This window comes from Rhodanobacter sp. TND4EL1 (assembly GCF_054061035.1).
Window position 1 is genome coordinate 961958 of the sequence record NZ_JBSSDT010000002.1, and the last position, 15067, is coordinate 977024.

Consider the following 15067-nt stretch of genomic DNA (forward strand, 5'->3'; position numbering starts at 1 on the left):
TGGGCTATAACACCCGGCCGCCAAGGCCACAAACGGTGAAGGGATATGGCGAAAACGACGCGTAGTTCGACCGCCGCCAAGGCGCAGAAAGGCAAGGCTTCGTCCGGAAGCAAGGCAGGCAAGGGGGCGGCCGTGAAGAGTGCTGGCAAGACATCGGTCAAGGCAGCACCGAAAACCATGGCAAAACCCAAGGCTGCAGCCAAGCCGACGGCGAAGAAAGCTGCGCCCAAGTCGCTGCCCAAGAAGCCCGTTGTCAAGTCACCGGCGAAGAAATCCAGCGCTGCCAAGGCACCGGCAGCAAAGAAAGTCGTTGCCAAAAAGGCTGCCGTGAAGAAGGTCCCCGTGAAGAAGGCGCCAGCCAGCAAGGTCGTCGCGAAAAAAGTGGCACCGAAGAAATCCGTCGCCACCAAGCCTGCCGCCAAAAGTGGCAAGCCGATCGCCGTCAAGACGCGCAGCGCAGCCGCAAAGTCGGTAGCGAAGCCGGCCAAGGTGATCGCCAGGAAGACCGCAGTGGCAAAGCCGGCGGCCAAGCCCGTTGCCAAGCCGGCCCCCAAGGTGGCTGCCAAACCTGCAGCCAAGGCGGTCAAGCCGGTTGCCAAGGCACCGGCCAAGGCGGCACCGGTGGCTGCTGCAAAACACGTATCCCCTGCACCCGCCAGCACCCTTTTCAAGGGCAAGGTGGCGAGTGCAACCGCCATGGTGACTCCGCGCGCAGAGTCTGCCGCGCACCATGCCTCTTCCTCCAAGAAACAGAAAACGTCGTCGTCAATGAATAAACTTGCTGCAAAAAAACTCGATAACGGAATCACCCAAGAAGACGGGCGATACGCACTTTCCTCCACCAGCAACATCAGTTTGCCCAAGGGCTATCGTCCTTCGTCGGACGAGGAGTACATGAGCCCGAAGCATCTGGCGTACTTCCGCAACAAGCTGCGCGACTGGCGCGACCAGCTTGTCGAGGAGTCCCGACAGACCATGGATAACCTGCGCGAGGAAGTGCGTGACGTCGGCGATGAAGCCGAGCGCGCTACCCGCGAGACGGAAAACTCACTGGAACTGCGCACGCGCGACCGCTACCGCAAGCTGATTTCCAAGATCGACAAGGCGTTGCGCCGGATTGAGGAAGGCAGCTACGGTTTCTGCGAAGAAACCGACGAGGAGATTGGCGTCGATCGTCTCGATGCGCGACCGATCGCCACGTTGTCACTGGATGCGCAGGAACGTCGTGAGCACCTGCAGAAGCAGATGGGCGACTGAGGCGGTTCTTTTGCGCTCCTCCGTGAGCGCAAAGATCAAGCCGGCATCCATGCCGGACTTTTCAAACAAAGCCCCGCCTCGTGCGGGGCTTTGTCTTTCAGCGTATCGGTGCGGAAGCGCTCAGGCCAACGCCTGCGCCGCGTAACTCTTCAGTCGCAGGGACGATCGGCGCCCGCCGTTCGAGCCGTGACCAGGCCAGCGCGAGGCAAGCAAGGGCAACGCCAGGGCGCATGGCGCTCAGACAATGGCCTGTGCGGCGTAACCCTTCAGCTTCGCCAGCATCGCGGCCAGGCCATTCGAGCGCGTGGGCGACAAGTGCTTGGCCAGTCCGATGGTGCCGATGAAGGTCGGCTCCGTGGCCAGAATCTCGGCCGCCGAGCGATCGGAATATACACGCAGTACCAGCGCGATCAGGCCGGACACGATCGCCGAATCACTGGCCGCTTCGAAGTGCATGTTCGACGCATCGCCGCCAGGCACCAGCCAGACCATCGACTGGCAGCCGTGCACACGGTATTCCTCACTCTTGCGCGCTTCGGGAAAGTCCGGCAACTGCTTGCCGAGATCGATCAGGTATTGATAGCGATCGGTCCAGTCGCCGAAAAAGGCGAATTCCTCGGCGATCTGCTGTTGCACCTGTTCGGCGCTGGTGCTGGCTGTGGCATTCATGACCACATTATCGCGCGGACGGGGACCAGAAATGAAACAAATCACGCCGTCTTGTCGTGGGTCAGGGCTTGACGATGCTCCAGCGAGTCCCTTGGGCACCGTCCTCGATCACGATGCCCTGCGCAGCCAGTTCGTCGCGAATCGCATCGGCCCGCGCGAAATCACGTGCGGCCCGCGCGGCTCGGCGCTGCTCCAGCAAACTTTCGATGTGGGTCTCGTCGATCGCACTGTCGCCGCGCCTGAACCAGGCTTCCGGTGGCTGTTGCAGCAGACCCAGCAAGGCGCCGCCGCCAAGCAGCGCAGCCTTGGCTTCGGCGCTGCCGGACTGGCGTGCGGCATCGGCCAATACCGACAGCTCCGCCAGTGCCTGCGGCGTATTCAGGTCGTCGCACAAGGCGGCTTCGATGCGCGGCGGCACCGGCAAGTCACCGGGCGGTAGTTCGATCGAAGCCAGATCACGCAACACGCGATACCAGCCGTCCAGCGTACTGGATGCCTGCGTGATGGCCGCTTCGGACCAGTCCAGTGGTTGTCGGTAGTGGCCGCTGAGCAGGCGCAGGCGCAGCGCTTCGGCCGGATGCAGCTTGAGCAGTTCATGCACCAGCAAGACATTGCCCAGTGATTTGGACATCTTGCGCCCATCGAAGGTCAGCATGCCGTTGTGCATCCACCAGCGCGCGAACACCTTGCCGCCATGGGCGCAGGTGGACTGGGCGACTTCGTTCTCATGGTGCGGAAACAGCAGGTCAACGCCGCCGGCATGGATGTCGATGGTTTCGCCCAGGTGCGCGGCGCTCATCGCGGAGCACTCGATGTGCCAGCCCGGGCGGCCGCGGCCCCACGGGCTGTCCCAACCCGGCAGTTCGGGCGTGGAGGGTTTCCACAGCACGAAGTCGCCGGCGTTGCGCTTGTACGGCGCCACTTCCACCCGCGCGCCGGCGATCAGTTCGTCAGGGTCGCGACCGGACAGTTTGCCGTATTCAGCGAATGAGCCGACGTCGAACAGGACATGGCCCTCGGCAGGATAAGCGTGGCCGCCGTCGATCAGGCGCTCGATCATCGTGATGATCTGCGCGATGTGAGTGGTCGCATGTGGCTCGATGTCGGGCGGCGCCACGCCGAGGCCGGCCATGTCGTCGCGATAGGCCTGCGCGAAACGGTTGGTGATCGCGTCGATCTGCACGCCTTGCTGCTGGGCGGCGGCGTTGATCTTGTCGTCCACGTCGGTGATGTTGCGTGCGTAAAGGACCTGCGGGTAATGCCGCCGCAGCAGGCGCACCAGCACGTCGAAGACCACCGGACCGCGCGCGTTGCCGATGTGCACGTAGTTGTAGACGGTCGGACCGCACAGATACATCGTCACCCGTTCGGGATCGAGCGGGGCGAACGGCTCGTTGCGGCGAGTCAGGCTGTTGTAGAGCGATATCGGCATGGTGGAATCCGCGGCAGGGGCCGTCCGGCAGTGGCGCGACCAGCCCGGCATCTTAACAAGGTGTAAGCGGACGAGTCGCGCCGAGCGATCCGCGCCTGATTCTAAGGGTGTATTCAGCGTGAATTTGTTGCAATGGGCCCTAGTACGCTCGCCTGCGCGAGTAATGTTTCAGCAATCGGGAGGTCGTGATGACCAAGCTGTGGATTTCCGCGCTGGTACTTGCCTTGATGGCAGGCAGCGCCTGTGCACAGGATGTGCGTTACGCCAATTCCAACAACGACGACAATGCCCACTATGGCTGGGCAGACGTGCTGCGCGCTGATCCGGTGCAGGGCGTCACCCGTACCGAAGTGCCGCGACAGGAATGCTATGACCAGCCCGTGGTGCGCCATGAGGGCGGCAACAGCACGGCTGGCACGGTGTTGGGCGCGGTGATTGGTGGCGTGCTCGGCAACACCGTCGGCAAGGGTGACGGTCGCAAGGCCGCCACGGTTGCCGGCGCCGTCGCCGGTGGCGCGATCGGCAATCGAGCCAATCGTGGGCAGGATTACCAGAGCACGCAGACCCAGTGCCGTGAAGTGAGCTCGATCAGCGAGCAGCGGCGGATCATCGGCTACGACGTGGAATACCGCTACCGTGGTGAGGTTTACACCTCCCGTCTGAGCTACGATCCGGGTGAGCGCCTGCGCGTTCGCGTTCGGGTCGACCCGGCTGACTGATCCGGGCCCGGTTCCACCAGCGCCGCCTACGGGCGGCGCTGGTATTTCAGAGCCCCGCTTTTTTTGTTGCATGGCAGCGAAATTGCCGTCATCATGATCGGCATTCACCCGGAACCCCGCATGTCCACAGCCGTCTATACCGCCACCGTACTCACCAGCGCCCGCGCGGCTGCTGGCATGACGTCGCGTGCGCGCCGACCGTTGTATGGATACTCGGCCGGGTAGGCAGTCGCACGCGTTTCAGGTGCATCGACGACGAAACCCGGCCTCTGCGCCGGGTTTTTTGTGTTTTGGATGGGAGTAAATCATGGCTTTACGGCATTTCATCACCACCCAGGATTGCAGCCGCGCCGAGCTCGACGCGCTGCTGGAGCAGGCTGCGGCGTTCAAGCGCTCGCCGCGCGGCCAGCAACTGGCTGGCAAGTCGATCGCGCTGCTGTTCTTCAATCCCTCGATGCGTACCCGTACCAGTTTCGAACTGGGCGCGTTTCATCTGGGCGCGCACGCGATCGTGCTGTCGCCGGGCAAGGACGCCTGGCCGATCGAGTTCGAGGTCGGCAGTGTGATGGATGGCGATACAGAGGAACACATCGCCGAGGTGGCGCGGGTGTTGAGCCGTTACGTCGACCTGATCGCCGTGCGGGCATTCCCCAAATTCCAGGACTGGGCGGTGGATCGCCAGGACAAGGTGATCAAGGCGTTCGCGCAGTACGCCACGGTGCCGGTGATCAACATGGAAACGATCACCCATCCTTGTCAGGAACTGGCCCACGCGCTGGCACTGAAGGAGCATCTGGGCGATCTGCAGAACAAGAAATATGTTCTGACTTGGACCTACCATCCGAAGCCGCTGAACACCGCCGTGGCGAACTCCGCGCTGCTGATCGCGACCAGGATGGGCATGGATGTGACTCTGTTGTGCCCCACGCCCGATTACGTGCTGGACGAGCGTTACATGGCGTTTGGCCGCCTGAATGCCGAGAAGAATGGCGGTTCGCTGAAGGTCAGTCACGACATCGAGGAGGCGTACAGCGGTGCCAACGTGATCTATGCCAAGAGCTGGGGAGCGTTGCCGTTCTTCGGTCAGTGGGACAAGGAGAAACCGATCCGTGAGGCCAGCAAGCACTTCATCGTGGATGAAGCAAAGATGGCGCTGACCGACCACGGCTTGTTCAGCCACTGCCTGCCGCTGCGCCGGAACATCAAGGCGACCGACGCCGTGATGGATTCGCCGGCGTGCATCGCCATCGACGAGGCCGAGAACCGCCTGCACGTGCAGAAAGCGGTGATGGCTTCGCTGATCGGGCAAGTCTGAGGCGGCCATGTATACGCCGAAGCACTTCGAGGAAACGCGTGCGGAGGTCCTCCATGGGCTGATCGGCACGTATCCGTTTGCGACCGTCGTCGCGCATGCCGGGAACGGTCTCGTCGCCAATCATCTGCCGTTCGAACTGGTGGATGGCGTCCTGCATGGCCATGTCGCCCGTGGCAACGAGCTGGTGCGGATGGATGGGGCCGAAGTGCTGCTGGTGTTCCGGGGGCCGGACGGCTATATCAGCCCCAACTGGTACCCGACCAAGCATGAAACCGGACGCGAGGTGCCGACATGGAACTACGCGGTGGTGCACGTGCATGGCCGCTTGCGCGTGATGGACGATGCGGTGTGGTTGCGCGGCCTGCTGGAACGGCTCACCGACCATCATGAGGCGGGCCAGGCGCAGCCGTGGAAGATCACTGATGCACCGGAAGATCACATCGAGAAATCGCTGCGCGCCATCGTCGGCCTCGAAGTCACCATCGATCGCCTCGAAGGCAAGTTCAAGCTCAGCCAGAACCATCCTGCGCGCAACCGCGCCGGCGTGGTCGCCGGCCTGGGTGAGCGTGCCGGCGATGGGGATGTGGCGTTGACCGCAATGATGGTCGCTCAGGAGCCCAAGGCATGAACCGTCAGCATCACTATCGCGTCAGCGTGGAATGGACCGGAAATCACGGCAGCGGCACGGAGGGCTATCGCCACTATGGTCGCGAGCACGTCATCCGCATCGACGGCAAGCCCGAACTGGCTGGCTCGGCTGATCCCACGTTCCACGGCGATGCTGCCCGGCACAATCCCGAAGACATGCTGGTCGCTGCGCTGTCCAGCTGCCACATGCTTTCCTACCTCCACATGGCCACGGTGGCCGGCGTGGTGGTGACGGCGTACACCGATGCTGCCGAGGGCACGATGACGACCGCGGGTGACGGTGGCCGCTTCGCCGAGGTCGTCCTGCACCCCATCGTCACCATCAGTGCGTCCAGCGACCCGACCAGGGCCGCAGCGGCGCACGAAACGGCACACCATGCCTGTTTCATCGCCAATTCCGTGAATTTCCCGGTGCGCTGCGAACCGCGCATCGTCATCGCATCCGTCTGACTTAATCTCCAGGATCTGCAAGCCATGAGCAAAGACATCGTCCTCGCGTTTTCCGGTGGCCTCGACACCAGCTTTTGCGTGCCTTACCTGCAGGCGCAGGGTTGGGCCGTGCACACCGTGTTTGCCGATACCGGCGGTGTGGACGCCGACGAGCGCGCCTTCATCGAAGCCCGTGCCAGGGAGCTGGGTGTCGCCAGCCACGTGACGGTCGATGGGGGTCCGGCGATCTGGGCCGGCTTCGTCAAGCCATTCGTGTGGGCGGGCGAGGGCTATCAAGGCCAGTATCCGCTGCTGGTCTCCGACCGCTACCTGATCGTCGAGGCTGCGCTGAAGCGCGCCGCCGAGCTGGGCACCCGCGCCATCGCGCATGGCTGCACCGGCATGGGCAACGACCAGGTGCGCTTCGATCTGGCGGTGAAGGCATTGGGCGATTATCAGATCGTGGCGCCGATCCGCGAGATCCAGAAGGAACACACGCAGACTCGCGCCTACGAGCAGAAGTACCTGGAAGACCGCGGTTTCGGCGTGCGCGCCAAGCAGCAGGCCTACACCATCAACGAGAACTTGCTTGGTCTGACCATGTCCGGCGGCGAGATCGACAAGTGGCAGGCGCCGGGCGAAGGTGCGGCAGGCTGGTGCAAGCCGCGTGCCGAATGGCCGTCCAAACCGTTGCAGGTGAAGATCGGCTTCGTCAACGGCGAGGCGGTGACGCTGGATGGCGAGAAGATTGCCGGGCATCAGATGCTGGCAAAATTGAACGGCCTGTTTGCGCAATACGGGGTAGGTCGCGGCCTCTACACCGGTGACACCACGATCGGCCTGAAGGGCCGCATCATCTTCGAGGCGCCGGGCCTGACCGCGCTGCTCACCGCGCATCGTGCGCTGGAAGAGGCCGTGCTCAGCAAGCTGCAGAACCGCTTCAAGCCCGAGGTGGCGCGCAAGTGGGTGGAGCTGGTCTACGAGGGCTTCTTCCACGATCCGCTGAAGTCCGATCTGGAAGCGTACCTGGCGTCCAGCCAGTCCACCGTCAACGGCACCGTGACGCTGGAAACCCACGGCGGCAGCGTCGGCGCGGTGGCGGTGGAGTCGAAGCACATCCTCAATGCGAAGGGCGCCACGTACGCCCAGTCGGCCGACTGGGGCGTCGAAGAGGCCGAAGGCTTCATCAAGCTGTTCGGCATGAGCTCGACGCTGTGGGCCGAGGTCAATCGGTGATGAGCGCGCTGCTCGATGCCACGCTGAAACACCTGACGGCGCTGGTCGGTTTCGACACGCGCAATCCGCCGCGGATCATCAATACCGGCGGCATTTTCGATTACCTGCGTGCGCAGCTGCCCGGCTTTACCGTGACGGTGACCGATTTCGGGGCTGGCGCGGTGGCCCTGCATGCGGTGCGCGGCCAGCCGAAGTACCTGTTCAACGTGCACCTGGACACCGTGCCGGATTCACCGGCGTGGACGGCCGATCCGCATGCGCTGCGGGTGGCCGCCGATCGTGCGATCGGTCTCGGTGCCTGCGACATCAAGGGTGCAGCAGCGGCCTTGCTGGCGGCAGCGAATGCCAGCGACGGTCCGCTGGCATTGCTGTTTTCCACGGATGAGGAAGCCAATGACCCGCGCTGCATTGCCGGCTTCCTGCGCGAAACGCACGCTTACGAGGCGGTGATCGTGGCCGAGCCGACGCGGGGTGAAGCCGTGCTTGCGCATCGCGGTATCCAGTCGGTGCTGATGCGTTTCGCCGGGCACGCCGGTCACGCCTCGGGCGAGCAGCGGCCCAGCGACAGTGCGCTGCATCAGGCGATGCGCTGGGGCAGCGCCGCGCTGGACTTCGTGTCCGCGCAATCGCATGAGCGTTTTGGTGGACTGACCGGCCTGCGCTTCAATATCGGCCGGGTCGAGGGCGGCATCAAGGCGAACATGATCGCGCCCAGCGCCGAGGTTCGCTTCGGCATGCGGCCGTTGCCGACGATGAACCCCGACACCTTGCTGACCCGGTTCCGCACCCTGGTCGAACCACAGCCGGTGGAGTTTGCCGAAACCTTTCGTGGCGCCTCGCTGCCCGCCGGCGACACCGCCAACGCCGAAGCGAACCGGCTGGTTGCACGCGATCTGGCCGACGAGCTCGGCGTCCCGGTCGGCAACGCAGTGGATTTCTGGACCGAGGCGGCGCTGTTCTCTGCCGCCGGCTATACCGCCTTCGTTTATGGCCCCGGCGACATCGCGCAGGCACACAGCGCCGACGAGTGGGTCGCGCTGGATCAGCTCGAGCGGTATGCGCAAACGGTTTATCGAATCATTGAAGCGCCCGGCCAGTGACGGCCGGCTTTCGACTCTCGCGTTCGCTGATGAGCGCAAGGAACAGACGTGGAAACGCATAAGCACACCCGCAAGACCATCGTGCGCCTGCTTTCGAGCATGGGTAGCGCGAAAGAAATCCAGCAATATCTCAAGCGCTTTTCCGAAATCGACGCCAAGCGTTTCGCGGTGGTCAAGGTCGGCGGCGCGGTGCTGCGCGACGAACTGGTTGATCTGGCTTCGTCGCTGACCTTCCTGCAGCAGGTCGGACTGACTCCGATCGTGCTGCACGGCGCCGGTCCGCAGCTGGACGAGGAGCTTGCCGCGGCTGGCATCGAGAAGCAGACCATTGACGGGCTGCGCGTCACCTCGGCCAAGGCATTGGGTATCGTGCGGCGGGTGTTTCAGCAGCAAAACCTGAAACTGGTCGAGGCGCTGCAGTCGATGGATACGCGTGCCACCTCGGTCGGCACCGGCGTGTTTACCGCCGATTACCTGGACCTCGACACGTTCGGCCTGGTCGGCAAGGTGCGCAGCATCAATCTGGCGCCGATCGAAGCCAGCCTGCGGGCCAACTCGATTCCGGTGATCGCCAGCCTGGGTGAAACCGACGAGGGGCAGATCCTCAACATCAACGCCGACTTCGCCGCCAACGAACTGGTGCGCGTGCTGCAGCCGTACAAGATCATCTTCCTCACCGGCACCGGCGGCCTGCTCGACGAAAACGGCAAGCTGATCGACTCGATCAATCTGAGCACCGAGTTCGACCACCTGATGGCGCAGCCCTGGATCAACGGCGGCATGCGCCTGAAAATCGAGCAGATCGCCGACCTGCTGGCCGATTTGCCGCTGACCTCTTCGGTGTCGATTACGCGCCCGTCCGAGCTGGCCAAGGAGCTGTTCACGCACAAGGGCTCGGGTACGCTGGTGCGACGGGGCGAGAAGGTGCTGCGCTTCGATGCCTGGGATGAAGTGGATCGGGAACGCATGCGCGAGCTGATCGAATCCAGCTTCGGTCGCACCCTGGTGACGGATTATTTCGAGCGTACCAAGCCGTTCCGCATCTACGTCAGCGAGAACTACCGCGCCGCGATGATCCTGACCATGGAACAGGTCGACAAGGGGCCGGGCCTGCCCTATCTGGACAAATTCGCCGTACTCGACGACGCCCAGGGCGAAGGTCTCGGCCGTGCGGTGTGGCAGGTGATGCGCGAGGAGAACCCGCAGTTGTTCTGGCGTTCGCGCCATGGCAATGCGGTCAATCCGTTCTATTACGCCGAGTCGGACGGCTGCCTGAAGCAGCCGCGCTGGAAGGTGTTCTGGTACGGCATCGACGGATTCGACACCATCGCCGGATGCGTGGCGCACTGTGCGCAGCGTCAGCCGACGCTGGTCGATTGAAGTCGTGGCGCGCGGAGGCAACGCGGCCCGGTGCAAGAACATCGCAGGAGTAAATCGGTGACAAATCCAAAGAAAACCATCGGCATCGTGGGCGCACGCGGGCATACCGGCACGGAACTGATCCGCATGATCGCGGCGCATCCGGCGCTGGAACTGGTCTTCGTCTCTTCGCGCGAACTGGACGGCCAGCGCGTCGATGCGCAGGTGCCGGAGTATCACGGCGAGCTCTGCTACACCGCGCCGGCGCATGAAGACTTGCCGGCGCTTGGAGCGGACGTGGTGATTCTCGCCTTGCCCAACGGCAAGGCCGCCGCCTGCGTGGAAGCGTTCGACAAGGCCGGCGTGAACCCGTTGATCCTCGATCTGTCGGCCGATTATCGCTTCGACCCGAGCTGGTATTACGGACTGCCCGAATTGACCCGCGCGCAGTGGCGTGGCGAACGCCGGATCAGCAATCCCGGCTGTTACGCCACCGCGATGCAATTGTCGATCGCGCCGCTGAAGGATCTGCTGGGCGCGCCGCCGGTGTGCTTCGGCGTCTCCGGCTACTCCGGCGCGGGCACCACCCCCTCGGACAAGAACGATCCGGACAAGCTGCGCGACAACCTGATGCCGTATGCGCTCACCGGCCACATGCACGAGAAGGAGGCTTCCTTCCGGCTTGGCATCCCGGTGGAATTCATGCCGCATGTGGCGCCGCATTTTCGCGGACTCACCGTCACCAGCAATCTCTATCTCACCCGGCAACTGAAACGCGAGGAGGTGCTGCAGCGTTTCCGTAGCGCCTACGCCGGCGACAAGCTGGTCGCCGTGGTCGATGAGGCGCCGTGGGTCAGCCGCATCGCCCATCGCCATCACGCCGAGATCGGCGGCTTCGCGATGTCGGCCGACGGCAAGCGGGTGGTCGTCGTCGCCACGCTGGACAACCTGCTGAAGGGTGCCGCCACCCAGGCAATGCAGAACATCAACCGCGCCATCGGCGTCGACGAATACACCGCGATTCCGTTGTAGGAGCGCACCCTATGCGCGATCGTTCTTCCACGAATTTCCATCAAGGCCATCGCGCACAAGGTGCGCTCCCACGGAATCCTCCACCATGACCCAACCACTCTGGCAAAAGGCCGGCATCCGGATCGACGCGAAGATCATGCAGTTTCTCGCCGGCGACGACGTACTGCTGGATCGCGAGTTCTTCCTGCACGACATCACCGCCAGCAAGGCGCACGTGGAAGGCCTCGCCAACATCGGCGTGGTGAGCGCCGACGAGGCCGCTGCGCTGAAGCGCGAACTGGACGCGCTGGCGGAAGATTTTGCCAGCGGCGCTTTCGTGCTGGACGAGCGCTTCGAGGACGGCCATTCGGCGATCGAGGCGCGACTGACCGAGCGTCTCGGCGATGCTGGTCGTCGCGTGCATACGGGGCGCAGCCGCAACGATCAGGTCCTGGTAGCCACGCGGTTGTGGTTGAAGGAAAAGCTCGTGGCATTGGAGATCCACTGTCGAGCGATCGCGACAGTCTGTCTCGATCGTGCAGCAAGCGATTCCCTGCCGCTGCCCGGTTATACCCATCTGCAACGCGCGGTGGTTTCCTCCACCGCGATGTGGTTTGCCGGCTTCGCCGAAGGGTTCATCGACAACGCGATGCGCGCGCGCCAGACACTGGCCCTGATCGACGCCAACCCGCTGGGCACGGCCGCCGGCTACGGCGTGAACCTGAAGCTGGACCGCGAGCACACAACGGCGGCGCTGGGCTTCGCACGCATGCAGGTCAGCCCGATCTACGCGCAGCTTTCGCGTGGCAAATTCGAGATGGCCGTGCTGGAGGCGATTGCCGGCGCGCTGCTTGATCTGCGCCGGATGGCGTGGGACCTGTCGCTGTTCACCACCGCTGAATTCAACTTCGTGAAGCTGCCGGACGAGTACACCACTGGCAGTTCGATCATGCCGAACAAGCGCAATCCCGACGTGATCGAGTTGCTGCGCGCCAGCTACGCCAGCGTCGCCGCCGCCCGCACCGAGATCGAACAGTTGCTGTCGCTGCCCTCGGGCTACCAGCGCGACCTGCAGTTCTCCAAGGGCTCGCTGTTCCATGGTGTGCGCCACGGACTGGGTGCGCTGGAACTGGTGCCCGACCTGCTCGCGCGTCTGCAGTGGAACGAGGCGGCAATGCGTGCCGCGATCGAGCCGGCGATGTATGCGACCGACGTGGCGATCGAACAGGCCGCAGCCGGTGTGCCGTTCCGGGATGCGTATCGCGCCGCGGCAGAAACCGCCGCATCGGCGGGCCACGGGCGCACGCCGGAAAGCAGTCTCGCCGCGCGGGTGTCGCCGGGCGCAGGTCATGATTTGCGGCTGGATACGTTGCACGCGCGATTGCGCGCGCTTGATGGCTGAACGGGTGATACGGGCATGGCGATGATCGATACGAAGGTTGTGCGCGTCGAGCTGCCCGAACAGATGTTGCCGCCGTGGCGCCGCGCTGTACTCAAGGTGGGCAGCAACCTGCTTGCCGCCGATGGGGGCGGACTCACGCCACGGCACGCCGAAGGGCTGGCGGCGTTCATCGCGGCCAGCCAGGCCCAGGGGCGCGAAGTGGTGTTGGTATCTTCCGGCGCGGTGGCAGCGGGGCGTGCGTTGCTGCGCCAGCATGCAAGCGATAGTGGGGGTCTGGCAGCGCGGCAGGCACTGGCTGCCGTGGGTCAGGCGCCGATGATCGCGTTGTGGCAGTCGCTGTCAACGCGGCCGGTGGCGCAGGTGCTGCTGACGCATGACGACCTGCGTAATCGTCGACGCTATCTCAATGCACGCACGACCTTGCGCGAGCTGCTGCGGCTTGGCGTATTGCCGGTGATCAACGAGAACGACACGGTATCGGTGGACGAGTTGAAGCTGGGCGACAACGACAACCTCGCCGCCATCGTCGCGGCGCTGGTCGACGCCGATGTGCTGCTGATCGCGTCCGATGTTGACGCGTTGTACAGCGCTGATCCGAGGCGCGATCCGACGGCCGTGCCGATTCCTCACGTCGCCGCGCTGACACCGGAAATCCTGGCCATGGCCGGCGACAGCCACAGCGCGGCCGGCACCGGCGGCATGCGCACCAAACTCGAAGCGGCACAGAAGGCCGCCGCTGCCGGTATTCCCACGGCACTGTTCGATGGCAGCCATGTCGCCACGGCGCAGGCGTTGGGTGAGGGGAGGCTGCGTGGAACCCTCGTACGCGCACCACACAGTCGCATGCAGTCCCGCAAGTACTGGTTGCTGCATGCGCCACCGGCGCGCGGTTGCATCCGCATCGATCCCGGTGCAGCTCGTGCACTTGCCCAAGGCCGCGCGTCACTGTTGCCAAGCGGGATCGTCGGCGCCGATGGTGAATTCCAACGTGGTGACCTTGTGGAGATCGTCGATATCGACGGTCGCCCTGTGGCACGGGGTTTGACCCAGTACGCCGCCGCCGAGGTGCGACGACTGGCTGGACGGCACAGTCGCGAGATCGAAATGGTGCTGGATTACAGCCACGGCGACGAAGTCATACATCGCGATGACCTCATCACAGTGGACACCTCGGCACTGTTCGAGCAGGAGATGAATGCATGAGCACGATCGAGGAACAAGCGCTGGCCTGCCGTGAAGCGGCATCAGTCGTGGCGCTGCTCGACACGGCGGCCAAACGTAAGCTGTTGCAGGACATGGCGGCGGCGCTGGAAGCCCAATGTGACAAGGTGCTTGCCGCGAATGCGCACGACATGGATCACGCCGCGGCAAAAGGCGTGCAGGGCGCGATGCTCGATCGTCTGCGGCTGGACGAGGCGCGCGTGGCGGGCATCGCCAGCGCGTTGCGCCAGGTCGCCGAGTTGCCCGACCCGGTCGGTGTGGTGACGCGCCGCGAGACACGCCCGGACGGCTTGTCGATCGAACGGGTGCGCATTCCGCTCGGGCTGATCGCGATGATTTACGAGGCTCGCCCCAACGTGACCGCCGATGCCGCGGCGCTGTGCCTGATGGCCGGCAACGCGGTGATTCTGCGTGGCGGTTCGGAGGCAATCCATTCCAACACCGCGATTGCCGAAGCATTGCGCGGCGCACTGATCAAGAATGATGTGCCCGCGGCAGCGTTGACCCTGATCGAGGACCTGCGTCGTGAAGCGATGGTCGAATTGCTGCAGCTCACCGACATCGTCGACCTGGCGATTCCGCGCGGCGGCGAAGGCTTGATCCGCTTCGTGGCCGAACACGCGCGGGTACCGGTGATCAAGCACTACAAGGGCGTCTGCCATCTGTATGTGGATCGCGCCGCCGATCTGGATCTCGCCCTGGACCTGCTGGTCGACGGCAAGACGTCACGCCCGGGTGTCTGCAACGCCCTGGAGACGTTGCTGGTTCATCGCGACGTGGCGGCGTCATTTCTTCCTTCGGCGGCAAAGGCCTTGCGCGAACGCGGCGTCGAATTGCGTGGCGACGCGGCCAGCCGCGCGCTGGTCAGCGACATGCACGGCGCCAGCGACGACGACTATGCCGCCGAGTTCCTTGATCTGATTCTTGCCGTGCGCGTGGTTGATGATCTCGAGGAAGCGATTGCCCACATCCACCGTCATGGCTCCGACCACACCGAGGTCATCGCGACCGCGGACGCGGCGGCTGCCCAGCGCTTCGTGCAGGCGATCCGCTCCGCCGTGGTGATGGTCAACGCATCCTCGCGCTTCAGCGACGGCGGCGAGCTGGGTCTGGGGGCCGAGATCGGCATTTCCACCACGCGGCTTCACGCCTACGGTCCGATGGGGGCCGAGGCACTGACCATCGAGCGCTTCGTGGTACGGGGCGAGGGGCAGGTGCGACATGCCGAGAGTCGCGCCCGATCGCGGCCCTCGTAGACGGTCGCTTGCG

General features: G+C 64.2%; 14 protein-coding genes. 12 read left to right on the forward strand and 2 right to left on the reverse strand.

What is annotated here, in order from left to right:
- Nucleotides 1-45 precede the first annotated feature (45 nt).
- Complete coding sequence (dksA, locus tag ACVWWQ_RS10950; RefSeq protein ID WP_208321568.1) at nucleotides 46-1257, forward strand: RNA polymerase-binding protein DksA; 1212 nt, start codon at nucleotides 46-48, stop codon at nucleotides 1255-1257.
- A 237-nt stretch (nucleotides 1258-1494) separates the two neighbouring features.
- Here the strand turns inward: dksA and ACVWWQ_RS10955 are convergent, their stop codons facing one another.
- The gene (locus tag ACVWWQ_RS10955) at nucleotides 1495-1926 is read right to left on the reverse strand and encodes a SufE family protein (RefSeq protein WP_133947440.1); all 432 of its coding nucleotides are present in this window, start codon (nucleotides 1924-1926) and stop codon (nucleotides 1495-1497) included.
- 61 nt (nucleotides 1927-1987) lie between these two features.
- A complete protein-coding gene (cysS, locus tag ACVWWQ_RS10960; protein ID WP_099653566.1) occupies nucleotides 1988-3358 on the reverse strand; it encodes a cysteine--tRNA ligase in 1371 nt (456 codons plus the stop codon).
- Nucleotides 3359-3546: 188 nt separating this feature from the next.
- Here cysS and ACVWWQ_RS10965 point away from each other — a divergent pair, with 188 nt between their 5' ends.
- The 11 genes from ACVWWQ_RS10965 (at nucleotide 3547) to ACVWWQ_RS11015 (ending at nucleotide 15054) form a co-directional block, all read left to right on the forward strand.
- Nucleotides 3547-4077 (forward strand): glycine zipper 2TM domain-containing protein, encoded by a 531-nt coding sequence (locus ACVWWQ_RS10965; protein ID WP_099653565.1) that lies wholly within the window; start codon nucleotides 3547-3549, stop codon nucleotides 4075-4077.
- Nucleotides 4078-4384: 307 nt separating this feature from the next.
- A complete protein-coding gene (locus ACVWWQ_RS10970; RefSeq protein ID WP_133947438.1) occupies nucleotides 4385-5392 on the forward strand; it encodes an N-acetylornithine carbamoyltransferase in 1008 nt (335 codons plus the stop codon).
- Between the two features lie 7 nt (nucleotides 5393-5399).
- The gene (locus ACVWWQ_RS10975) at nucleotides 5400-6020 is read left to right on the forward strand and encodes an FMN-binding negative transcriptional regulator (RefSeq protein ID WP_133947436.1); all 621 of its coding nucleotides are present in this window, start codon (nucleotides 5400-5402) and stop codon (nucleotides 6018-6020) included.
- Nucleotides 6017-6490, forward strand: coding sequence for an OsmC family protein (locus ACVWWQ_RS10980; protein ID WP_133947434.1), 474 nt, complete (start codon nucleotides 6017-6019; stop codon nucleotides 6488-6490). The genes ACVWWQ_RS10975 and ACVWWQ_RS10980 overlap by 4 nt, the downstream gene beginning before the upstream one ends.
- Before the next feature lie 24 nt (nucleotides 6491-6514).
- Complete coding sequence (locus tag ACVWWQ_RS10985; RefSeq protein ID WP_133947432.1) at nucleotides 6515-7705, forward strand: argininosuccinate synthase; 1191 nt, start codon at nucleotides 6515-6517, stop codon at nucleotides 7703-7705.
- The gene (locus tag ACVWWQ_RS10990) at nucleotides 7705-8805 is read left to right on the forward strand and encodes an acetylornithine deacetylase (protein ID WP_133947430.1); all 1101 of its coding nucleotides are present in this window, start codon (nucleotides 7705-7707) and stop codon (nucleotides 8803-8805) included. Before ACVWWQ_RS10985 ends, ACVWWQ_RS10990 begins: the two co-directional genes overlap by 1 nt.
- A gap of 48 nt (nucleotides 8806-8853) precedes the next feature.
- A complete protein-coding gene (locus tag ACVWWQ_RS10995) occupies nucleotides 8854-10185 on the forward strand; it encodes an acetylglutamate kinase (protein WP_133947428.1) in 1332 nt (443 codons plus the stop codon).
- Between the two features lie 57 nt (nucleotides 10186-10242).
- Nucleotides 10243-11196 (forward strand): N-acetyl-gamma-glutamyl-phosphate reductase, encoded by a 954-nt coding sequence (argC, locus tag ACVWWQ_RS11000; protein WP_133947426.1) that lies wholly within the window; start codon nucleotides 10243-10245, stop codon nucleotides 11194-11196.
- Nucleotides 11197-11281: 85 nt separating this feature from the next.
- Complete coding sequence (gene argH, locus ACVWWQ_RS11005) at nucleotides 11282-12577, forward strand: argininosuccinate lyase (protein ID WP_133947424.1); 1296 nt, start codon at nucleotides 11282-11284, stop codon at nucleotides 12575-12577.
- Nucleotides 12578-12592: 15 nt separating this feature from the next.
- Entirely contained in the window at nucleotides 12593-13780 is a 1188-nt protein-coding gene (gene proB, locus ACVWWQ_RS11010) for a glutamate 5-kinase (RefSeq protein WP_133947422.1), read from the forward strand.
- A complete protein-coding gene (locus ACVWWQ_RS11015; protein WP_133947420.1) occupies nucleotides 13777-15054 on the forward strand; it encodes a glutamate-5-semialdehyde dehydrogenase in 1278 nt (425 codons plus the stop codon). The genes proB and ACVWWQ_RS11015 overlap by 4 nt, the downstream gene beginning before the upstream one ends.
- Nucleotides 15055-15067 lie beyond the last annotated feature (13 nt).